The sequence below is a fragment of the Alphaproteobacteria bacterium genome (assembly GCA_040220875.1).
GTDB lineage: Bacteria > Pseudomonadota > Alphaproteobacteria > JAVJVX01 > JAVJVX01 > JAVJVX01.
On sequence record JAVJVX010000009.1, the window covers coordinates 18,618 to 39,626 of the forward strand.

Below are 21,009 nucleotides of genomic sequence, written 5' to 3' on the forward strand. Positions count from 1 at the left end.
CCGAAATCAGCCGGCGGGGCGGCCCGGTCCGCGACGCCCAGGCGCGGCTCGAGGAGGCGATCGGCCTGGCCGAAGCCATCGGGCTCGACGTGGTCGGGGCCCGGGTGGTGGCGCTCAACAGGCCGCGGCCGGCGACGCTGCTGGGGCAGGGGGTCGTGGCCGAAATCGCAGAGAAGGTTGCGGACGGGAAAATCGGGGTGGTCATTGTCGATGGCGAACTCAGCCCCGTTCAGCAGCGGAACCTGGAGCGGGAGCTCTCCACCAAGGTCATCGACCGTACCGGGCTTATCCTGGAGATCTTTGGCGAACGGGCAAGAACGCGGGAAGGTCGCCTGCAGGTCACGCTTGCTTCGCTCACCTATCAGCGCAGCCGGCTGGTGCGTAGCTGGACCCATCTTGAACGCCAGCGCGGTGGCGTCGGCTTCCTCGGCGGGCCTGGCGAGCGGCAGATCGAGTCCGATCGTCGCAAGCTGGCCGAGCAGATTACCCGGATCGAAAGGGAGCTGGAGGATGTCCGCCGGACGCGCGGCCTGCACCGGGCGGCGCGCAAGCGTGTACCGTATGCCGTCGTGGCCCTGGTGGGATACACCAATGCGGGCAAGTCCACCTTGTTCAACCGGCTGACTGAGGCCGAAGTCCGGGCCGAGGACATGTTGTTCGCCACGCTCGATCCGACCATGCGCGCGGTCGGTCTGCCATCCGGCCGGACAGTGATCCTGTCCGACACGGTGGGCTTCATCTCGGATCTGCCGACCCAGCTCATCGCCGCCTTTCGGGCGACACTGGAAGAGGTCGAATCGGCCGATATCGTCGTTCATGTGCGCGATATTGCCCATCCCGAAACCGCCCAGCAGCGGGAGGACGTGCTTGGGGTCCTTGCCGAGTTGTCGGAGGACCGCGATCTGGCCGAGGGAGCTGTCGAGGTGTTCAATAAGATCGATCTTCTGGCACCGGACAAGCGCGCGGAAATCGACGTCCAACTCGCCAGACAGGCCCGGGCGGAGACAGCATCGGAGCAGGTGGGACTTTCCGCATTGACGGGAGAGGGATGCAAGCGCCTGCTCGAGGTGATCGACCGTAAGCTCGATGAGGGCCGAGTGATCCAGGAATATCGCCTGCCTGCGGGGGAGGGGGCGGCTCTGGCGTGGCTGTACCGGCATGGGAGGGTGCTCGACCGGCACGAAGGAGCGACCGGGCTGCGCCTCGTCGTCGGCCTTGCGCCCGAAGATGTGGGGCGCTTCGCGCGCCACTGGCCGGAATTGGCCTGACCCCGGTCACGGGGGCTCGTCCACCAGGAAAACACCAATTCTTACAATTCGTTGGCAACCGCCCGCGGGGCACGAATTCGCTTGACGGGGGGCCTGAATTCTTTTAGCACTCCACTCAACCGAGTGCTAAGCACTCTCATCCCGAGAGTGCCAACGCCTCGGACAATCCAATCAGATCAATCTCTAATGACGCATCCAAATCGAGGGAGAGGACATATGAAATTTCGCCCCTTGCATGATCGCGTCCTGGTGAAGGCGGTCGAGGCCGAGGAAAAGACGGCCGGCGGGATCATCATTCCCGATACCGCTCAGGAAAAACCCAGCCAGGGCAAGGTGGTCGCTGTGGGTCCGGGCGCGCCCGACGAAACGGGCAAGATCCGCAAGCCTGACGTGAAGAAAGGCGACAAGGTCCTGTACGGCAAATGGTCCGGGACCGAAGTCAGAATCGACGGCGAGGAACTCCTCATCATGAAGGAATCTGACATCCTCGGCGTTCTGGAATAAGGAGCAGGAGACATGGCAGCAAAACAGATCAAGTTCGGCTCGGACGCACGTTCGAGAATGCTGAGAGGCGCCAATCTTCTTGCCGACGCCTGCAAGGTCACGTTGGGTCCGAAAGGACGGAACGTGGTCCTCGACAAGGCATTCGGTGCGCCGCGAGTCACCAAGGACGGCGTCACCGTGGCCAAGGAAATCGAGCTCAAGGACAAGTTCGAGAACATGGGCGCCCAGATGCTCAAGGAGGCCGCCAGCAAGACAGGTGATCTCGCCGGCGACGGCACGACCACCTCTACGGTGCTGGCGCAGTCCATTCTGCGCGAGGGCGCCAAGGCCGTGGCCGCGGGGATGAACCCGATGGACCTCAAACGCGGCGTCGATCTCGCCGTGAAGAAGGTCGTGGCGGACCTGGAGAAACGCTCGCGCAAGGTCAAGACCAGTGCGGAAATCGGCCAGGTTGGGACGATCTCGGCAAATGGCGACGCGTCGATCGGCAAGATGATCGCCGAAGCCATGGAAAAGGTCGGCAATGAGGGCGTTATCACGGTCGAGGAAGCCAAGGGCCTCGAGAGCGAACTCGAAGTCGTCGAGGGTATGCAGTTCGACCGCGGCTATCTCTCGCCGTATTTCATCACCAATCCCGACAAGATGGTCTGCGAGCTGGATGAACCCTACATCCTGCTGCACGAGAAAAAGCTGACCGGCCTACAGCCGCTGCTGCCGCTTCTCGAATCGGTCGTTCAGTCGGGCCGGCCCCTGCTGATCCTCTCCGAGGATGTGGAAGGTGAAGCGCTCGCCACCCTGGTGGTCAACAAGCTGCGCGGCGGTCTCAAGGTATCGGCCGTCAAGGCGCCGGGCTTCGGCGATCGCCGGAAGGCGATGCTCGAGGACATCGCGATCCTGACGGGCGGCCAGGTCGTCTCCGAAGATCTTGGGATCAAGCTCGAGAACGTCAATCTCAAGATGCTGGGCCAGGCCAAGAAAGTGGTCATTACCAAGGATGAGACCACTGTCGTCAACGGACTCGGCAAGAAGGCCGACATCCAGGCCCGCTGTGGCCAGATCCGGGCCCAGATCGAGGAAACGACGTCCGATTACGACCGTGAAAAGCTGCAGGAACGCCTTGCCAAGCTGGCGGGCGGGGTTGCCGTGATTCATGTCGGCGGCGCGACCGAGGTCGAGGTGAAGGAGCGCAAGGATCGCGTCGATGACGCGATGCACGCGACGCGGGCCGCGGTGCAGGAAGGCATCGTGCCGGGCGGTGGCGTGGCGCTTCTTTATGCGTCCCGAGCACTCGACGGCCTCAAGGCGGAGAATGACGAGCAGCGGGTGGGCATCGATATTGTCCGTCGCGCGCTGCAGTCGCCGCTGCGTCAGATCGCCGAGAACGCGGGCGAGGACGGTTCGGTCATCGTCGGCAAGCTGATGGAGCAGAATGACCCCAACCGCGGCTTTAACGCCCAGGTGGGTGAATATGTGGACATGATCAAGGAAGGGATCATCGATCCCACCAAGGTCGTCCGCACAGCGCTTCAGGACGCGGCCTCGGTCTCTGGCCTGCTCCTCACCACCGAAGTAATGGTCGCCGACGAGCCTGACGATGATTCGGGCGCGGGTGCCGCCGGTATGGGTGGCATGGGCGGCATGGGCGGCATGATGTAGCCCGGTGCCGGTTCACCCGAACCGCAGGAAACAGCAGGAAAAGCGGGGGTCTCGATCCCCGCTTTTCTTTTGCCGCTCACTCCGTGTTGCGATGAACCGCGAAGGCGCCCGTCGCCTGGGCGGTCGGCATCAGCTCGACCCGGTTGATGTTGACATGAGGCGGCCGCGACAGGCACCACGCGATCGTCTCGGCGATATCCTCGGCCGTCAGCGGATCGATGCCGCGATAAACCTCGTACGCCTTTGCCGCATCGCCACCGAAGCGGACGAGGGAAAACTCGGTTTCCGTCATGCCGGGCTCGATATTCGTCACGCGCACGCGCGTCCCGAGAAGATCGCTGCGCATGGCAAGCGAAAACTGCTCGACGAAAGCCTTGGTGGCGCCATAGACATGCCCGCCCGGATAGGGATAGGTGCCGGCGATCGACCCCAGGTTGATGATATGGCCGGATTTGCGTGTCACCATGCCGGGCAAAAGGGCGCGCGTCGCATAAACGAGCCCCTTTACGTTGGTATCGATCATCTGTTCGAGCTGGTCGGGATCGGCCGCATAGATCGGCTCGAGCCCAAGGGCGAGGCCGGCATTGTTGATGAGCACATCGACCTCGGCGAATTCGGCCGGCAGGCTCTCGAAGGCCTCGAAGACTGCTTTCCGGTCCCGCATATCGAGCGCCAGCACATGGGTGGCACAGGCCAGATCATCTGACAGCGCCATCAGCCGATCCGCGCGCCGTCCCGTCAGGACCATCCGTCGCGCCGGGTTTTCGCCCGCAAGTTTGCGGGCCAGGGCTTCGCCAATCCCGGCCGAGGCGCCGGTAATGACGATGGTTTCGACTTTGCGAGGTGTCGTCATCGCTCTGCCCCTATGTTTGCCCCGAGGATTTCTTGCTCTCCGACCAAAGCCGGTCCATTTCCGTGAGTGTCGACCGCTCCGGTGTCCTGCCGTCAGCCGCCAGCGCGCGCTCGACGCTACGAAAGCGTGTTTCAAATTTCCGGTTTGCCCGGCGCAATGCCGTTTCCCCATCGACCCCGGCATGGCGGGCAAGATTGATGACGGCAAAAAACAGATCGCCGATTTCCTCCTCGACGCGGAGCCGGTTGTCCGGCTGGCCGAGTTCGGCCGTCACCTCGGCCAGCTCCTCGCGGATCTTGTCGAGAACAGGGGCCATGTCGGGCCAGTCGAAGCCGACGCGTGCCGCGCGTTTCTGGAGCTTCTGCGCGCGGGTGAGGGCGGGCAGGGCGCGCGAAACGCCGTCAAGGGCCGAGGACGCACGGCCTTCCCGCGCCGCTTTTTCCTCGCGCTCGCGAGCTTTGTGCGCCTCCCACGCCCCCGTCCGGGCGGCAGCGTCGGGAATATCGGCCGTACCAAAAACATGAGGGTGACGGCGGATCATCTTGTCGGTGATATGACGGACGACATCCTCGAAAGTGAAGCTGTCTTCCTCCTCGGCGATGCGCGTGTAGAAAACCACCTGGAACAGAAGATCGCCCAACTCGTCGCGAAGCGCCGTCCGGTCCCCCTCGGCGATCGCTTCGGCGACCTCGTAGGCCTCCTCGATGGTGTGCGGAACGATGGTCTCGAAACTCTGTTCCAGATCCCACGGGCAGCCGTTCGCCGGATCGCGGAGGCGGGCCATCACCGCCAGAAGGCGCGGAAGAGAGGAGTCGCCGGATGCCGTCATGCCGGCCGCGGAAACAGCCGCACGGGCGGGAGGCGGGGAATGATATGCACAGACATGGGGTGCTTCTACCATGCGAACCGGCCGTGAGAATACAGCCCAGGCGCGGCCGAGAAGACGAGGCGCCCATTGTCCGAGGGAAGCGCGACGCAATAGCCGCAGTCACCGGGTCAAGAAATGGTGGCGGGATCCCAAGATCGTGACGGGCTTCGGGGGAGGGTGCTGACCAGGAACCCGGGAGCCGGCTATTCGGCCGCGACTTCCTCTTCCAGGCATTCGGCGCCGCAATACTTGACGACGCCCGCGTCGTAGGCGATGTCCCAATCCGGCCTGGGGCTCCATCGCTTGACCATATAGTCGATATAGACCCGGACCTTGGCCGACAGATGCCGGTTGGGTGGGTAGACAGCGTAAATATCGACTTCCGATGTCCGGTAGCGGGGCAGCACCGGCCGCAGGCGGCCTTCCTTGACGTGATAACCGCTCAAATACGTGGGCAGCATGCCGATGCCGACGTTCTGGATGACGGCTTGCGCCACGACGGCAGCATTGTTGACGTAAAACCGCCCCGAGACGTCGACCTCGTGGCGCTGTCCGTCGGGACCGGTGAGCCGCCAGCCGGGCGGGCGGCCGGGGAAGGAGTAGCGCACGCAGTTATGGTGCCGGAGATCGTCGGGCGTTTCCGGTGTCCCGTGGGACTCGAGATAGCCGGGTGAGGCCACCAGCGTGCGCCGGAACGGGGCGAGGCGCCGCGCAATCATGCTCGAATCCTTCAATTCGCCGATGCGCAGCGCGACATCGATGCCTTCTTCCACAAGGTCGATCTGGCGGTCATTGAGGGCCAGGTCGAGGTGCAGATCCGGGTATTGCGCAAGGAAATCAGCCGCGAAAGCGCCAAGGCGGCCGGGATCGAAGGACATGGGCGCGCTGACCCGCAGCGTGCCGCGCGGCTCGTCCTGAAGCTGGCTGGCGGCCAGGTCGGCCTCTTCCAGATCGTGCAGGATACGAACCGCGCGCTCATAATACGCGCGGCCCACTTCGGTGGTACTGACCCGGCGCGTTGTGCGGTTGAGCAGGCGCGCATCGAGGCGCTCCTCGAGCTGCATCACATGCTTGCTCACGGCCGCACGCGACAGGCCCAGTTTTTCCGCGGCTCCGGTGAAACTCGAGGTTTCCACCACCTTCACGAACACTTCGAGATTCGTGAGACGGTCCATGAGCGTCTCCCTATTATATTTTATTTGGAAATAATGATATCGGGAAGGTCCCCACTGTCAACGCATAATCCGTGACCCTGCCTCATGTCGGGATGCCGGGAAAATCGCTTGGAGATTGTCCGCCTCGCGGCAGCCCCGTAAGGTCCAGGCGGAAAATACCGGGGGGCAGGGTGATGCCAGGCAGCGGAAAAGAGGTCGGATCCCTCGCGGAATTCGAGGTAAGGCCGGCCGGGGACGTCGCGGCCTGGCCCCGGCGGGACTGGCTTCTGACGGCGAGCATCGCGGCATACGGGATGCTGCCCCGGGGGCGGGCACGAATTCCGCGCCTCCTCGGCCGCTGGCTGGGCGGCGGACGGAAAGCCCTGTTCCGCACCCCGGTCGGTTTCGATCTGGCGGTAGATTTCGAAAATCTTGATATTTATGCGGGCCTCGCGGTTTCGGGCGGCTGGGACGATCACGTCTGGCGCGCCTGTCGCGCCGTACTGCAGCCTGGGCAGGTTTTCTACGATATTGGCGCCAATGCCGGTTATATGGCCACGAAAGTGGGGATTGAACTTGAGGACCAGGTCACGGTTCTCGCCTTTGAGCCTCAACCGAGCCTCGCCCATGCCACCGCGAACAGCCTGGCGGCAAACGGGCTCGGGAAGGCGCGGGTTCTGCAGGTCCTGCTGGGCGCCGAGGACGGCACGGCCGACCTTTTCCTGAGCCGGCATGCTATCCACGCGTCGCTGGCGGCTCGCGAACAGGGCAGCCGGCGGCTGCGTTTGCCGATGATCCGGCTCGATACGCTGGTCGACCGCTTTGATGCGCCGCCGCCAGACGTCATCAAGATCGACGTCGAAGGGGCTGAGTTCGACGTCTTCCGGGGTGGGCAGGATGTTCTCCGTCGCTGCCTGCCTGCGATTCTTTTCGAGTGCGATGCCAACCTCGGCCGCTTTGGCCGATCGCCCGCCGAAGTTCTGGAATTTCTCCGCAGCCTCGGCTACCCGGATTTTTATGCTGTGGACCCCGGAGGCTGCCGTCCAATCGAACGCCTGGACGAGCTTGGTGAGGAGGCGGCCGATGTCATGGCGCTGCCGCCGGCGCGGATGACGCGAGCGTTTCGCGCGCTCATCAGATAGGGGACGCTCTTGATCGGTCTGCCTGCCGGCAAATCTAATTGTCGCATAATATATATTATGACAATTTATCACGCAGCGCCCGAGAGGCCAGTGTAACTGCGGCTCGCGGGCCATCGAGGCCCTGTCGCGAGGTGCCGTCGCCCCTCAACCTGGTCGAAATTCCGGTTCCGGCAAACTCAGCGTCATCCCGTCATAGGCCGGAACGACCCCTTCGGGGCAGCGTGTCAGAAGTGCCTCGTAATCGAGGGTTTCCGGCATGTGGGTCAGAATCGCCCTTTTGGGCCCGACGCGCTCAATCCAGTCCAGCGTCTGGTCCAAGTGGGAATGAGTCGGATGTGGTGCGTAGCTGTAACAATCGACAACCCAGCACTGAAGGCCGCGCAATCTCTCGAATCCGGCCTCGGACATCGCCCGGAGATCCACCGAATAAGCAAAATCCCCAATACGAAAACCCAGCGTCGTCACCCCGCCGTGGTCCTGCGGGATTGCCATTACGGGCAAGAAAGAACCTGATTTTTTTATGCTAAAACTGCCGCTTATAATATGTTTCTTAAGACATGGTTTAAAAAACCTGTTGTCTTGATCCGGTGGTTCAAACACATACCCGAAACGCGTTGAAATCTCTCCGATTGTCTCCTCATTCCCATATGCCGGCAGAACCTTTCCGGTCGCCCGGTTGACGAGACGCAGCTCGTCGATTCCGTTCAGGTGGTCGGCATGGGCGTGGGTGTAGAGGACGGCGTCGAGCGTTGCCAGACCGTGGCGCAGGAACTGGGTCCTTAGATCCGGGCCGCTGTCGATCAGAATCCGGAAATCCACCCCGTCATAGCGGGTCTCCAAGAAGACCGAGGCGCGCGTGCGCCGGTTTTTTTCATTGTTCGGGTCGCACGCGCCCCAGAGATTGCCGATCCGCGGCACGCCTGCGGAGCCCCCGCACCCAAGAATATATACCTTCAATTTTTTCGTTCCCTCGAAACCCGTTAATTCCTGCCGGCTTGCGCCCTGGCAGCCGGTCGTTTTGGAACGATTCGATTAAAAAACGAGAAGTCTTTTAACCAAGCTTGAACGTTTTCCTCAGACCTTGCGTCCGTGCCGCGCACGCCATCGCGTGTCTGCAGGCACTGATTCGAACACAAAATGACGTAAGGACCAGAAGATATGCTGTTCAATCCGGCCCGTTCCCAGCGCAAGGCCTGCCCAAAGGGCGGCTGGTCGCAAATTCTCCCGAATTCCCTGCCCCGCGTCCTTACTGCGCTTCTGGCGCTGGGAGCCCTCACTCCGGCCACGGCCCTGGCTCAAATGCCAGGCGACGCGCCGCGGATCTCGGAAATCGAGCGAAAACTTGATACCACGCTCGATTCCGTACGCACACTCCAGAACGATCTGGAGCGGCTCCGTCGCGAAAACGAGGAGTTGCGCCGGTCCCGGGCGGCCGATACCGGCGGTGCGACGGCGCCCGCGGGCTCGGAAGACCTGAAAAAATCCGTCGATGCGGTCAATGAGCGCCTCAACGACGTCGAGGACACGGTGGTCGGGATCGAGGAGAAGGTCGGCAGCCGGGCCCTGGTCAAGGGATTTGACGCTGTCTCCCTCGATGTCGGCGGTTTTCTTCATACGGTCTTCACCCATGTCGAGGGCGAGGACGGGTCGGCCAGTTCTTTTAACCGTCAGGTATTCGAGCTTCTTATCAAGGCGGAGATGTGGGAGGACTGGACGGCCTTTATCGCCCAGGCCTTCATCCGTGAATCGGACGTCGTCTACACCGACCCCGAAGGCCGCCGGGTGCCCGATTTCAACATCGCATCGAAAACCCCGACTGTGATCGCCTGGGCCAATTACCGTTATTCGGACGCGCTCAACATTCAGCTCGGCCGCTACATCACACCCCACGGCATCGTAAATATCGAGCATTTCCCCGCCCTTCTGCTCGACCCGGAGCAGCCGCAATTCCTGCGGCCGTTCAGCGGGCAGACAATTTTCGCCAATTTCCTTGAAGGTGCGAATATCCACGGCCGGTTCTTCAACGGCGCCGATATCATCCAGTACAGCGCCTATGTCGGGAATTTTACCGGGAATGCGACCGATCTCGATTACGGTGCTCGCGCCAGTTACACCTTCGGCGGCAGCGGAATCACGGTCGGCCTCAATGGTGCGGGCGGCCAGCGTCTGAAGACGCAAAACTCAGACTACCAGCTCTACGGCGTGGACCTGCTCTTCGACAAGGGCCTGTTCATCTGGAAGAACGAATTTTACCAGACCTTCGAGCAGTTGGGCGATGACCGGCTTGCCTACTACACGCAGCCGGGCATCCGTCTCACCGATCAGTGGACCGCCTTTTACCGTTACGACTTCCTCGACAATGGCGGCACGGCGGGCGATCAGGTCGAAAATGCCTTTGGCCTGTCCTTCAAGCCCAACCCGGCGGTTCATCTGAGAGCGATCACGCGGTTGCAGGAGATCGACGACGGACTCGGTGTCAGCGGTGCCGACACCCAACAGTATCAGTTCCTGGCAACGTTCTCCTTCTAGACCTGGCGACGAGGGTAAAAAATGTTTAGCAAATTCAAGCGACTCTATTTCATCAGCGCGGTGACCGCCGTTTTCCTGACGGCTGCGGGCGGCACGGCTCAGGCGGAAGACTTCATTCTCGTGGTCAATTCAGCCAATCCGATTGCTGCCGGCGGCGACACGAAGACCGTTATCAAGAGGCTCTACCTGAAGCAGATGTCGGAATGGCCACACGGCGAGAAATCTATCGTTTTCGATCGTGAGCCCGACTCGGCAGCCTACCAGGGCTTCATTGCCTCGGTACTCGGCATGAGCCAGGCGGAGCTGGACGACCACTGGCTGCGACTGAAGCAAACCACGGGCGACACACCGCCCCGCTCCGTCGGGTCTGCGCGGATTCTGGTCCGGCAGATCGAGAAGAACGCGGGAGCCTTGAGCTATATGCCGGCGAGCGAAGCGGAAGACCTCGGAGAGGGTGTGAAAATCCTGTTGAAGTTTTAGCGGGACAACCGCGCAAGGTTTTGGGGGAATAGGGCATGTTCAAGGAATTCATGAAGCGGACATCGGATCGTAACTCGGGGGGCGTTTTCAGCAAACTCGCGCTGATCCCGATCCGGACGAAACTCTTTGGCCTTCTGGGCCTGCTGCTGGTAGCGAGCGTGGTCGGGAATCTCGTCATTCGCGGCGGCGTGTCGGATGCGAACATGGCCGTGGAAACCCAGGTGACGAGCCTGGCGCGCCTGGAGCTGGTTCAGGACGCCAACAATGATTTCTCGGACATGAAGTACTGGTATACCGACCTCTCCAACAGCCTGTCCGAAAAATCCCTGGCCGAAGCCACCAAGTCGCTCGACCTGCTGCAATCAGGACTCGATCAGATCGAGGTCTTCGCGCCGGAGGCGGTCTCCCCTCTCCGCACGCACGTGACCGCAATCGAAGACGAATCGCTCAACGCCCTTGACGCCTATGCGGTCGATGACCGGTTGACCGGGAACGGACATATGGAAGTCGCCCGCCAGCATATGGCCACGGTTACCGGCGCCCTGAACGAACTCCTGGCGACAGAGAGAAATGCGGCCCAGGCGGCGAATGGCATTGTGCGCAACGAGACCAGCCGCGTCCTGACGCTTTCCTTTCTGGTCCTGTTCGTGACAGCAAGCTTCACGGCCGTGGTGGCACTCACTATTCTCGGCTCGGTCGTCTCACCCCTTCGGCGCATGACGGGGTCCATGTCGCAGCTTGCCTCGGGGGACAAGGATATAGATCTGCCGGATCTCGTCCGGAGCGATGAATTCGGCGACATGGCCCGCGCGGTCGAGGTCTTCCGGGAAAATGCCATCCGCGCGGATGCCCTGGCGGAAGAAAAGGAAAAGGAACGCGCGGCGACAGAACAACGGGTTCTCGAGATCGAACGCCTCAATGCGGAACAGAAGCGTCAGGCGGAAGCGCGGGCCAAGGAGCAGGAAGCAAAGGAGAAGCGGGCTCGGCAGCTCGAGGACGCCAGCCGCAAGTTTGAATCCGACGTCGCAGAAGCGCTCGAGGCCGTCGCCCGGTCTTGCGAGACCATGTACTCGACGGCTGACAGCATGTCGAACACGGCGACTCTGACGGCGAAGGAGACCGAGCAGGTCTCCAGCTCGACCGTTTCGGCCTCCGACAGCATCCAGGCCGTCGCCGCGGCGGCTGAAGAGCTTTCGGCCTCCATCGCGGAGATCACCCGTCAGGTCAACGAGTCGGAGACGATTGCCGCCAATGCGGTCAACGAGTCGGAGGAAGCGTCAATTGTCGTAAAGAGTCTGTCGGATACCGCGAACGAGGTGAGCGAGGTGACGGCACTGATCAGCGAAATCGCCAATCAGACCAATCTCCTTGCGCTGAACGCAACAATCGAGGCGGCGCGTGCCGGTGAAGCTGGCAAGGGTTTCGCCATCGTGGCATCTGAAGTCAAGGATCTCGCCAATCAGACGGCGGCCGCGACGGAAAAGATCTCGACCCAGATGTCCCTGATGCAGGAGGCGACGGGAAAGACCGTTTCGGTCATCACCAAGGTCAAGGACATCATTCAGCAACTCGGCGACATTGCCGGTGTGGTGACCGAATCGGTACAGCAGCAGGATTCCGCGACCCGGGAAATCGCGGAAAGATCGCAGAACGTCTCGATGACGATGGGCGAAGTTTCGACGTCTGCCAGCGGCGTCAGCAGGCGGGCTTCGGAAACCGGCGCATCGGCGGCACAAGTGCTGGAAGCATCGGGAGAAGTCGCGCAGCAGGCCGAGTTCCTCAAGAACGAGGTCAGCAAGTTCCTGGCGGGCATCAAGGCGGCCTGATCCTCGGCCTCACTCACGCAGCGGCGGGACGGTCGATCTTGCGAAAAAGGGTGAAGAAGTTTTCCGTGGTGTGTTCGGCCAGCGCTGAGGGAGACATTTCCCTGAGTTCGGCCAACCGCGCTGCCGTATGGGCCACATAGGCGGGCTCGTTGCGCTTGCCGCGCTTCGGGACCGGCGCCAGATAAGGGGCGTCTGTTTCGACCAGGATCCTGTCGAGTGGCGCGTCGCGGGCGATATCCCGAAGAGCCTCGGCCTTCTTGAACGTCACGATGCCGGAAAACGAGATGTAGAGCCCGAGGTCGAGAGCGCATTCGGCGAGCGCCGGACCGGAACTGAAACAGTGAATGAGGCCGGGAAAGGCGCCCTTTTCGTGCTCGTCGCGCAGAATGGCGATGATATCGTCGTCCGCCTCCCGCGCATGGACGATGAGGGGGAGCCCGGTTTCGCGGGCGGCCCCGATATGGGCGCGGAAATTTTCCCGCTGCTTGTCCCGGGGGGCGTGCTCGTAGAAATAGTCGAGGCCGGTCTCTCCGATTCCGACGACCTTGGGGTGCTCGGTTTCACGCATCAGCGTTTCCTTGGCGACGCCGGACTCGTTCTCGGCCTCATGCGGATGAATCCCGACCGAACACCATATACGGTCACACCCTTCCGCCACGCGCCGCACGCCCGGAAAGCGGCTGAGACGGGTGCCGATCGTCAGCATCGCGCCTACGCCGGCCGCCGCCGCCCGGTCGATCACCTCAGGCAGATCATCTGCGAAATCGGGAAAATCCAGATGGCAGTGACTGTCCACCAGCATCAGGCAGCCCCCTCGTCCACCACCTCGTAGCGCGGGAAAACGGGGCGCGGTCTGGGCAGTTCGCGGCCGGGTATTAGCCTGTCCGATTCGAGTGTCGCGAACTGCCGCGCGTCGCGGGGAACCGCCAGCTGCTCCAGGATCATCTGGCCGCTCTCAGGCATGAAGGGCTGGACCAGAATACCCAGATGCCGAATGACCTCGGCAAGCACGTAAAGCACTGTGGCCATGCGCGCGGGCTCCGTCTTGCGCAGCGCCCATGGCGCCTGCTCGTCGATATACCGGTTGGCGTCTCCCACGGTCTGCCAGATCAGTTCGAGGGCCTTGTGAAAGGCCTGGCGGTCGAACTCGGGGCGCAGCCTGTCCAGCAGACCGCCCGCGGTGGCGAGAAGCTCGGAATCGGCGGCTGTGAAGTTGCCGGGCGTCGGCACCGCGCCCTCGCAGTTCTTGGCGACCATGGACAGGACGCGCTGGCACAGATTGCCCAGGTCATTGGCCAGATCCGTGTTGATGCGCCGGACCATGGCATCCGGCGAGAAATCGCCATCCTGTCCGAACGGGACCTCGCGCAGCACGAAATAGCGCACCTGGTCCAGTCCGTATTCCTTGATCAGGTCCAGCGGATCGATCACGTTCCCGAGTGACTTCGATATTTTCTGCCCCTCGTTCGTCCACCAACCATGGGCGAAAACCCGTTGTGGCGGGGCGAGCCCGGCGGCCATCAGAAAGGCCGGCCAGTAGACGGCATGAAAGCGGATGATGTCCTTGCCAACCATGTGCAGCGCGGCCGGCCAGTAAGTGCGATAGAGCGGGTCGTCCGTATCGGGGAAATTCACCGCTGTCAGATAATTGATAAGGGCATCGAGCCAGACATAGATGATGTGTTTCTCGTCACCTGGCACCTCGACGCCCCAGGAGAAGCTGGTGCGCGAGATGGAAAGGTCCCGCAATCCGCTGGCGATGAAGCTCAGCACCTCGTTGCGGCGGGAATCGGGGCCGATCGCCTCGGGATGGGCCTTATAATGGGCGAGAAGCCGCTCGCTCCAGGCCGAGAGCCGGAAGAAATAGCTGGGCTCCTCCACCCATTCGACCTCGGCGCCCGAGGGCGCGATCTTGCGTCCTCCCTCCCCTTCGCTCAGCTCGTTCTCGGCATAAAAGGCCTCATCGCGTACCGAATACCAGCCCGCATAGGTCCCGAGATAGATATCGCCGGATTCAACCATGCGCTGCCACAGCGCCTGCGCGGCCCTCGTATGCCGCGCCTCCGTCGTCCGGATAAAATCATCATTCGAAAGGTTAAGAATACCTGTCAAATCCCTGAAATTCTGAGAAACACGGTCGGCAAAAGTCTGCGGGTCCACGCCTGCGCGGGCGGCGGCCTGCTCCACCTTCTGGCCGTGCTCGTCCGTGCCGGTCAGAAAGAACACGTCATGGCCGTCGAGCCGCTTGAACCGGGCCATCACATCGCTGGCGATGGAAGTGTAGGCGTGGCCGATATGGGGCGAATCGTTCACGTAATAGATGGGCGTCGTGATGTAGTAAGCCGGTTTCCCGGTCATATACTGATTTCCTTCGATGGTTTTACGCGCCCGGCCCGGACCGGCCGGTGGGGCCCCCGCGCTGGCGTGATGCAGTGGGGCCCGGAAGCCGTTTGCCGGAAACTGTTTGCCGGAGGCTGCTTGTATGGGGTGTGCCGGCGCATATCGTCAAGGGCGGAACCGGGCTGCCCGGGGCCCGGATTTTACCGGGCCGCTCGGCTCATGGCGAGAAAGGCGTCCATCATCACCTGACTCCGGTCCAGATTGACCTGCCCTGCCCGGCGGAACATTTGCCGGATCGCCTCTCGCACCTCGATCCATCGCGTCAGTCGCGAGCCCGCGAAGATCCCGGGGTCAGGCACCGGTTCTCCCGCGACCGGGGCGGGCGGCCCAAGGCCCCGCGCGACCGAGCTTACGGCCCGGGCGATCCACCAGTCCAGCAGATCGATCGCCGCCCGATAGGCCCCCTCCCGCCCGGCACGGTTGAGGCCGTCGCTGAAGACGTAAAGACTTTCGCCATCGGGTCGCGGCAACTGGGCGAGGAGCGCGGCCAGCTCGGTGTAAATGCTGCCGCCATCCTGTGCCGCCATCTCAAGCCCCCGCCCGACGCTGCCATCGGCCAGCCGGGCCAGTACGCGGAGGTCCTCGACTGCCAGTTCGGGCCGGACATCGCCGATCAGCGTCTCGATTACCGGTTCCGGGAGCCTCTCGAGCTTGAGGTTCCGGCAGCGGGACCGGATTGTCGGCAGGATCGCACCAGGGCTGTGGCAAACCAGAAGAATGACTGTTTTTTCAGGGGGTTCTTCCAGAATCTTAAGAATTCCATTTGCGGCATGACGGTTCATCTCATCGACCGAATCGATGATCAGAACCCGCCAGCCGCCGGCGCTGGAGGTCCGGCGCAGGAAAGCCTCCGCCCGGCGCACATCGGCGACCACAATCTCGTTTCTGAGCCGGCCGGTTTTCTCGTCCACCGTGCGTTCCATGGCGACGAGGTCAGGATGGCTGAGGGCGGCGACCTGCGCGAAGACCGGTGAGTCGGGCGAAATGGCCAATGTCCTGTCCGGTTCGGGCGCGGTCCCGCCAAACAGATCGCCCGCTTCTGGCCCCCCGCTCGCCTCTTCACTCAGAAGATAGCGCGCGAAACGGTAGGCGAGCGTCGCCTTACCGACGCCGCGCGGCCCGGAGATCAGCCAACCGTGGTGCAACCGTGCCGAGCGATAGGCGGCGAGCAGCGTCTGTTCGCCCGCGTCATGGCCGAGCAAGCGGGAAGTTTCCCGGGGCAAGGGAATCGGGCGCGGGTCGGTCATTCGCCACCCATGATGGACACGCCAAGGCGGGCGCCGATCTCTTCGGCAAGTGCGAGGCGCACCGTTTCGACCGATTTGGACGCGTCCACGACGATGCAGCGTTCGGGATGCGCCTTGGCGATCTCGACGAATCCGTTCCGCACGCGGCGGTGAAAATCGACACCGAGTTGCTCGTAACGGTCATAGCCGGCGCGCCTTCCGCGGGCGCGACCGAGGCCGGTTTCCGGGTCGATATCGAGGATAAAGGTAAGATCCGGCGCCATTTCTCCCACCGAAAGCCGGTATAGCAGCGCGATATCGTCGAGGGGCACACCATGTCCGTAGCCCTGGTAGGCCACCGTGCTGTCGGCGAAACGGTCGCTGATCACCCACTGCCCCTTCGCCAGCGCGGGGCGGACCGTGCGCTCCAGATGGACACGCCGGGCTGCGGAATGGAGCAACGCCTCACTCACCGGGTCCCATTTGCCCAGGCTGCCTTTGACCAGGATATCGCGGATTTCCTCCGCCCCTGGCGCGCCGCCCGGTTCGCGCGTCGTAATCACGTCGAGCCCCGCCCGGCGCAACCCCTCGGCGAGGAAGGCGATCTGGGTCGATTTTCCCGATCCCTCGCCGCCTTCCAGGGTAATGAATTTGCCGGGCGCCCCGCCCGTGCCGTTCGGCAAGGCCTACTGGCCCCACATCAGGTAGCCCAGCGCGGCCGACAGCTTGCCGAACGCGCCCAGTTGCGCAATTTCCTTGCCGGCCGCGAGGGGGATCACCTGGTCGTCAAAATCGGGCGCCGACACGGTGACCGTGCCGAGAAGGCTGTCGCCGGTGACCGGGGCCGGGACCGGTCCCTGATAGGCCACCGTTACCGACATTTCCCGCCGCGATCGCCGCGGAAGTGTCACGGTCACATCCTCCTCGACCACGAGCGGGACGGTTTTCGCGTCACCAAGCCAGACGCCGGCATGATCAACCACCTCTCCGGCCGAGAAAAGCTTGTAGTTATCAAATTCGCGAAGCCCCCATTCGAGAAGGCGCCGGCTTTCAGCCGCCCGCTCTCGCTCGCTCTCCATGCCATGGGCCACGAGAATCAGGCGTCGGCCGTCGCGCTCGATGGAGGCAGTCAGGCCGTAACCGGAAGCCTCGGTATGTCCGGTCTTGAGTCCGTCGGCCCCCATCGAATAGAGCAGCGGGTTGCGATTTGTCTGCCGGATGCCGGAAAATGTGAATTCGGTGCCCGAATACAGGTGGTAGTACTCGGGAAAATTCAGGATCATCGCGCGGGCCAGAATCGCGAGATCATGTGCGCTGCTGACATGGTCGGGGTCGGGCCAGCCGGTCGAATTCCGGAACCGGGAATGCAACATGCCCAGTTCCTCCGCCTTGCGGGTCATCGCGGCGGCGAACGCCTCTTCCGAGCCCGAAATCCCTTCGGCAATGACGATCGAGGCATCGTTGCCGGACTGGATGATGACCCCGCGCAGAAGATCGCCCACGGTGACATCCTTGCCGACCTCGACGAACATCTTCGAGCCGCCCTTGCGCCAGGCCTTCTCGCTGACCCGGAACGGTGTATCCATACTCAGGCGACCGTCCTTGAGGCGCTCGAAAACGAGATATGTCGTCATGATCTTGGTCATCGAGGCCGGTCCCATCGGTACGTCGGCGTTCTTCTCGAACAGGACGGCACCGGTCTGCGCGTCCATCAGGTAGACGAACTCGGCCGAGGTGTCGGGCGGGGTTATGGCCTGCGCCGTCTCAGACAGGAAGCCGGCGCCGAGCAGTGCCAGCCCGGCGAGAGCCAGGCGCCAGCGGCGCTTTCCGGGTTCCCTGCCGGCGAAGGGGCGGGGCGATTTCGATGGCAAGCTCATGGATATCCTCATCAGACGTGAATTATGCCCGTTTTCGAGCAGGTTCGCTAATCAACCACGACCAGCCGTGCATTGGGATGGCCCGACTGGATCACGGATTCAAGCAGGGCGTCTCCTTCGGCCACCGATGCGACCGGTCCCACCCGTACCCGGTACAGGACCTGCCCGTTCACCTCCACCGGGGTGACGGCGCTGCTGCCGAGGCTGGTGAGCCGGGTCTGCAAGCGTTCGGCATTGGACTTGTCCGAGAAGGCGCCGGCCTGAACGAAGATGTCGGTCGCATCGGGCGTGGGAAGCTGGAAAACTTGTTCCGGTTCATCCGGCAGATCGGGCGCGGTCTGTTCCGCCACCACGTCACGAGAGGCCGTTTGCACCGCCCTGCTCCGTTCCGGTTGTGTCGGGGTCTCGGCCAATGACCCGTCCACGGGCGAGAGCGGCTGGCTCGTGACCTCGCCCGCCGGCGCCGCCACGAGCGTCGGTCCGGGTTGCCCGTCGAGCTTGCCCGGTGCAGGAAGCCCCTGCAGCAGAGCGACCTCCCGATCGCTCTCACGCTTGAGGTACTGAACCCGGACCTTGGCCGTTCCCGAATCTTTCGTCCCGAGAAGCTCTGCCGCCCGGCGCGAAAGGTCGATGATCCGGCCGTGAACGAAGGGACCGCGATCATTTACCCGAACCTTGAGGGCGCGCCCGTTGTCGAGGTTGGTAACCAGGACGACGCTCGGTAGCGGCAAGGTCTTATGGGCGGCCGAAACCTTGTTCATGTCAAAAATTTCGCCGTTCGCCGTAAGCGCCAGGTGAAAATTGGGGCCATACCACGACGCGATGCCGGTTTCGTCATAGCTTTCATCGGCCTGCGGATAGTAGGTCACGCCGCTGACACGATACGGGCTGCCGATCTTGTAGACGCCCCGCGCGTCGTCGATGCCGCCAAGCTGCTTGACCGCGTGGGCGGCCAACCGGGTTTCGGCGCACCCCGTCAGCCCGAAGAGAACCAACAGGGCAAGGCCGGTTGTCCACCGCCCGCCTGGCATTAACCGGTTCACCCTGCCTCCTCCGCCCTCGGTTCTGCTGCGCGCCGGTCTGCCGCCCGCATTCTGCGGCTGTAGTCTCCGCATCTTGTGGGTAGCGCCCGGCCCGCCCCCTGATCTGGTAATCTACTGATCGCCGATCTTGTCGGCAAGATGCCCGACGGCGAGGCCAAAAAAGTTCGAGCGATTCCATGCAAGGATGGCGCGGAAATTGTCATAAACGAGAAAGGCCGGTCCGGTATCGCCGGCCGCACGAATGACGGAACCGCGCAGTTGGCGGTCCGGCAGATCGCTGCCGTCGCGACGGCGCACGCCCATTCCCTGCCAGTCAGCCATGACCTTGCGGATTTCGAGCCCGATCAGTGTCGGGTCCATCCTTTCCGGCAGTCGCACGGGGCGCCCCCAGGTCTGATCTTCCCGCCAGCCGGATTCGGCCAGATAATTGGCCGCCGAGGCGAAAACGTCGGCCTTCGAGTCCCAGATATTCCGCCGGCCGTCGCCGTCGTAATCCTCGGCGTGGCGCACGAAGCTGGAGGGCATGAACTGCGACTGGCCCATGGCGCCGGCCCAGGAGCCCGTCATCCTGTCGGCCGTGATATGACCTTCATCGATGATCTGAAGGGCGTGGAAAAGCTCCTTGCGGAAATAGGCAGCCCGTCTTTCGTCAAAGGCGAGGGTGGCGACGGCGGGCAGCACCTGAAAGCCGCCGCTGACCCGGCCGAAATCCGTCTCGATTCCCCAGAGGGCGACGATGAAGCGCGGTTGCACGCCATAACGGGCGCCGACCTCGCGCAAAAGATCGCGGTTCTCGCGGTACTTCTCGCGCCCTTTCTGAACACGCGAGTCGGGGACGACCCGGTCCATATATTGCTGGAACGTCAGGGTGAATTCTGGCTGGCGGCGGTCGAGTTCGATCACGCGGGCCAGTGGCTCGATCCCGTCGAGCGCCGCAATCGTGGTGGCCTTGAGATTGCGCTCGCGCGCTTCGGCCCGGACCCCATCGAGCCAGTCGCTGAAGCCGTCGAACGAAATCTCCTCGGGCGCCCCTGCGGCTGGATTTTCAGGTTTGGCCCCGGTTTCGGCCGCATCGGCCGGGATGGCCAGCGTGAGGGCGACGAGTGCGGCGGTCATGGCGGTCACGAGGCATATGGGCTCGCGACAGGGTCGTGCGCGTCGGATCGTCGAGTTGTGGTCCGTCACCGTCATCGCCTGTGTCTCCTCTTTCCCGCATTTTGCCCGAGGCACCTGCAGACTATCAGCTTCGCCTTTTGCATGACGAGCTAAACAGCGCATTTTCTCCCATACTGCAACAGGGGACACGACCGGCCTGGCCGGCTTCCCCCCGCCCGCCGCCTCCGTTAGGCTGATTGCCGCCGGACCCGCAAGGGCTAAACCATCGGGAATTTCGCACCTCGTGCTTGAATTCGATCATGTGTCCGTAAGTTTTGGCGACGATGTCGCGCTCGACGACGTCACGCTCTCTATTCCCCCGGAAAAGACCACAGCCCTGATCGGGCCAAGCGGCAGCGGCAAGTCCACCCTGATCCGCCTCGTTGTCGGGCTGGTGCGTCCGAGCGCCGGGGAGGTCCGGTTCGATGGCACACCCGTGGTCCCGGCCAGCGCGCCCGCCCTGCGCCGGCGCCTCGGCTATGTCATTCAGGAAGGCGGGCTTTTTCCCCATCTGACGGCGCGGGAAAACGTCACCCTGGCTGCGCGCGTGACGGGCCGTGCGCCCGCGTGGATCTCGGCGAAAGTGAATGAACTCGCGCACCTCGTTCACCTGCCGGAAGCGTTCCTCGCCCGCTACCCGCTCGAGCTTTCGGGCGGGCAGCGCCAGCGTGTCGGGCTGATGCGGGCGCTGATGCTGGACCCTGCGGTCCTCCTTCTGGATGAGCCGCTGGGGGCGCTGGATCCGCTCATTCGTCACGATCTTCAGGACGAGCTGGCGGAACTTTTCGCCCGTCTCGCCAAGACGGTGCTGATGGTCACGCATGATGTCGCCGAGGCTGCGTTCCTGGCCGATTACATGGTCCTGCTGCATGAGGGCCGGGTCGTGCAGCAGGGTACGGTCGCGGAATTCCGGGACGCGCCGGCCGGAGGGTTCACCCGGCGGTTTCTGGAAACCGGCCGCCGTGGTCTTTTCGGAGACGCGCGGTGACGGGTGTGCCCGGCACGGCGCGGCGCGTCATAGGGCCGCG

19 protein-coding genes are annotated in these 21,009 nt (G+C 63.1%); 8 read left to right on the plus strand and 11 right to left on the minus strand.

Going from position 1 to position 21,009, the window contains the following annotated elements; all coding sequences use genetic code 11:
• The first annotated feature begins 5 nt into the window (after positions 1-5).
• The 3 genes from hflX (at position 6) to groL (ending at position 3,428) form a co-directional block, all read left to right on the plus strand.
• Positions 6-1,268, plus strand: a complete 1,263-nt coding sequence (hflX, locus tag RLQ26_09605) for a GTPase HflX (GenBank protein ID MEQ9088982.1) — start codon at positions 6-8, stop codon at positions 1,266-1,268.
• 216 nt (positions 1,269-1,484) lie between these two features.
• Complete coding sequence (locus RLQ26_09610; protein MEQ9088983.1) at positions 1,485-1,772, plus strand: co-chaperone GroES; 288 nt, start codon at positions 1,485-1,487, stop codon at positions 1,770-1,772.
• Between the two features lie 12 nt (positions 1,773-1,784).
• Complete coding sequence (gene groL / locus RLQ26_09615) at positions 1,785-3,428, plus strand: chaperonin GroEL (protein MEQ9088984.1); 1,644 nt, start codon at positions 1,785-1,787, stop codon at positions 3,426-3,428.
• Between the two features lie 76 nt (positions 3,429-3,504).
• Here groL and RLQ26_09620 read toward each other — a convergent pair whose 3' ends face one another.
• The 3 genes from RLQ26_09620 to RLQ26_09630 form a co-directional block, all read right to left on the minus strand.
• Positions 3,505-4,281: an SDR family oxidoreductase gene (locus RLQ26_09620; GenBank protein MEQ9088985.1), complete on the minus strand. Its 777-nt coding sequence runs from the start codon at positions 4,279-4,281 to the stop codon at positions 3,505-3,507.
• 10 nt (positions 4,282-4,291) lie between these two features.
• Entirely contained in the window at positions 4,292-5,110 is an 819-nt protein-coding gene (mazG, locus tag RLQ26_09625; GenBank protein ID MEQ9088986.1) for a nucleoside triphosphate pyrophosphohydrolase, read from the minus strand.
• Between the two features lie 242 nt (positions 5,111-5,352).
• Positions 5,353-6,324 carry a LysR family transcriptional regulator gene (locus RLQ26_09630; GenBank protein MEQ9088987.1) on the minus strand — a complete coding sequence of 324 codons (972 nt, stop codon included), beginning with the start codon at positions 6,322-6,324 and terminating at the stop codon, positions 5,353-5,355.
• Between the two features lie 173 nt (positions 6,325-6,497).
• Here RLQ26_09630 and RLQ26_09635 point away from each other — a divergent pair, with 173 nt between their 5' ends.
• Entirely contained in the window at positions 6,498-7,445 is a 948-nt protein-coding gene (locus RLQ26_09635) for an FkbM family methyltransferase (GenBank protein MEQ9088988.1), read from the plus strand.
• 144 nt (positions 7,446-7,589) lie between these two features.
• Here the strand turns inward: RLQ26_09635 and RLQ26_09640 are convergent, their stop codons facing one another.
• The gene (locus RLQ26_09640) at positions 7,590-8,363 is read right to left on the minus strand and encodes an MBL fold metallo-hydrolase (protein MEQ9088989.1); all 774 of its coding nucleotides are present in this window, start codon (positions 8,361-8,363) and stop codon (positions 7,590-7,592) included.
• A gap of 240 nt (positions 8,364-8,603) precedes the next feature.
• On the opposite strand from RLQ26_09640, the gene RLQ26_09645 reads away from it, so the two are divergent.
• From RLQ26_09645 to RLQ26_09655, 3 genes are read left to right on the plus strand one after another with little or no spacing between them, the layout of a single operon-like run.
• Positions 8,604-9,974 (plus strand): hypothetical protein, encoded by a 1,371-nt coding sequence (locus RLQ26_09645; GenBank protein ID MEQ9088990.1) that lies wholly within the window; start codon positions 8,604-8,606, stop codon positions 9,972-9,974.
• A gap of 21 nt (positions 9,975-9,995) precedes the next feature.
• A complete protein-coding gene (locus tag RLQ26_09650; protein MEQ9088991.1) occupies positions 9,996-10,454 on the plus strand; it encodes a hypothetical protein in 459 nt (152 codons plus the stop codon).
• 35 nt (positions 10,455-10,489) lie between these two features.
• The gene (locus RLQ26_09655) at positions 10,490-12,280 is read left to right on the plus strand and encodes a methyl-accepting chemotaxis protein (protein MEQ9088992.1); all 1,791 of its coding nucleotides are present in this window, start codon (positions 10,490-10,492) and stop codon (positions 12,278-12,280) included.
• 13 nt (positions 12,281-12,293) lie between these two features.
• Here the strand turns inward: RLQ26_09655 and RLQ26_09660 are convergent, their stop codons facing one another.
• The 7 genes from RLQ26_09660 to RLQ26_09690 form a co-directional block, all read right to left on the minus strand.
• On the minus strand, positions 12,294-13,082 hold the full coding sequence (locus RLQ26_09660; protein ID MEQ9088993.1) for a TatD family hydrolase: 789 nt from the start codon (positions 13,080-13,082) through the stop codon (positions 12,294-12,296).
• Positions 13,082-14,638: a methionine--tRNA ligase gene (metG, locus tag RLQ26_09665; protein MEQ9088994.1), complete on the minus strand. Its 1,557-nt coding sequence runs from the start codon at positions 14,636-14,638 to the stop codon at positions 13,082-13,084. The genes RLQ26_09660 and metG overlap by 1 nt, the downstream gene beginning before the upstream one ends.
• Before the next feature lie 182 nt (positions 14,639-14,820).
• Positions 14,821-15,927 (minus strand): DNA polymerase III subunit delta', encoded by a 1,107-nt coding sequence (locus RLQ26_09670; GenBank protein MEQ9088995.1) that lies wholly within the window; start codon positions 15,925-15,927, stop codon positions 14,821-14,823.
• A complete protein-coding gene (tmk, locus tag RLQ26_09675) occupies positions 15,924-16,589 on the minus strand; it encodes a dTMP kinase (protein ID MEQ9088996.1) in 666 nt (221 codons plus the stop codon). The genes RLQ26_09670 and tmk overlap by 4 nt, the downstream gene beginning before the upstream one ends.
• A 3-nt stretch (positions 16,590-16,592) precedes the next feature.
• Complete coding sequence (locus RLQ26_09680; protein MEQ9088997.1) at positions 16,593-17,783, minus strand: D-alanyl-D-alanine carboxypeptidase family protein; 1,191 nt, start codon at positions 17,781-17,783, stop codon at positions 16,593-16,595.
• A 47-nt stretch (positions 17,784-17,830) separates the two neighbouring features.
• The gene (locus RLQ26_09685) at positions 17,831-18,826 is read right to left on the minus strand and encodes a septal ring lytic transglycosylase RlpA family protein (GenBank protein MEQ9088998.1); all 996 of its coding nucleotides are present in this window, start codon (positions 18,824-18,826) and stop codon (positions 17,831-17,833) included.
• A gap of 111 nt (positions 18,827-18,937) precedes the next feature.
• Complete coding sequence (locus tag RLQ26_09690; GenBank protein ID MEQ9088999.1) at positions 18,938-20,017, minus strand: lytic murein transglycosylase; 1,080 nt, start codon at positions 20,015-20,017, stop codon at positions 18,938-18,940.
• 208 nt (positions 20,018-20,225) lie between these two features.
• Here RLQ26_09690 and RLQ26_09695 point away from each other — a divergent pair, with 208 nt between their 5' ends.
• Positions 20,226-20,969, plus strand: coding sequence for an ATP-binding cassette domain-containing protein (locus RLQ26_09695; GenBank protein ID MEQ9089000.1), 744 nt, complete (start codon positions 20,226-20,228; stop codon positions 20,967-20,969).
• Positions 20,970-21,009: the final 40 nt, after the last annotated feature.

Bases quoted from the DNA above. Each gene is read 5' to 3' on its own strand.
- RLQ26_09670 (MEQ9088995.1), bottom strand. From the start codon at position 15,927: ATGACCGACCCGCGCCCGATTCCCTTGCCCCGGGAAACTTCCCGCTTG.
- RLQ26_09650 (MEQ9088991.1), top strand. From the start codon at position 9,996: ATGTTTAGCAAATTCAAGCGACTCTATTTCATCAGCGCGGTGACCGCC.
- RLQ26_09645 (MEQ9088990.1), top strand. From the start codon at position 8,604: ATGCTGTTCAATCCGGCCCGTTCCCAGCGCAAGGCCTGCCCAAAGGGC.
- RLQ26_09610 (MEQ9088983.1), top strand. From the start codon at position 1,485: ATGAAATTTCGCCCCTTGCATGATCGCGTCCTGGTGAAGGCGGTCGAG.
- RLQ26_09635 (MEQ9088988.1), top strand. From the start codon at position 6,498: ATGCCAGGCAGCGGAAAAGAGGTCGGATCCCTCGCGGAATTCGAGGTA.
- RLQ26_09655 (MEQ9088992.1), top strand. From the start codon at position 10,490: ATGTTCAAGGAATTCATGAAGCGGACATCGGATCGTAACTCGGGGGGC.
- RLQ26_09660 (MEQ9088993.1), bottom strand. From the start codon at position 13,082: ATGCTGGTGGACAGTCACTGCCATCTGGATTTTCCCGATTTCGCAGAT.
- RLQ26_09690 (MEQ9088999.1), bottom strand. From the start codon at position 20,017: ATGACGGTGACGGACCACAACTCGACGATCCGACGCGCACGACCCTGT.
- groL (MEQ9088984.1), top strand. From the start codon at position 1,785: ATGGCAGCAAAACAGATCAAGTTCGGCTCGGACGCACGTTCGAGAATG.
- RLQ26_09680 (MEQ9088997.1), bottom strand. From the start codon at position 17,783: ATGAGCTTGCCATCGAAATCGCCCCGCCCCTTCGCCGGCAGGGAACCC.
- metG (MEQ9088994.1), bottom strand. From the start codon at position 14,638: ATGACCGGGAAACCGGCTTACTACATCACGACGCCCATCTATTACGTG.
- mazG (MEQ9088986.1), bottom strand. From the start codon at position 5,110: ATGACGGCATCCGGCGACTCCTCTCTTCCGCGCCTTCTGGCGGTGATG.
- RLQ26_09620 (MEQ9088985.1), bottom strand. From the start codon at position 4,281: ATGACGACACCTCGCAAAGTCGAAACCATCGTCATTACCGGCGCCTCG.
- RLQ26_09630 (MEQ9088987.1), bottom strand. From the start codon at position 6,324: ATGGACCGTCTCACGAATCTCGAAGTGTTCGTGAAGGTGGTGGAAACC.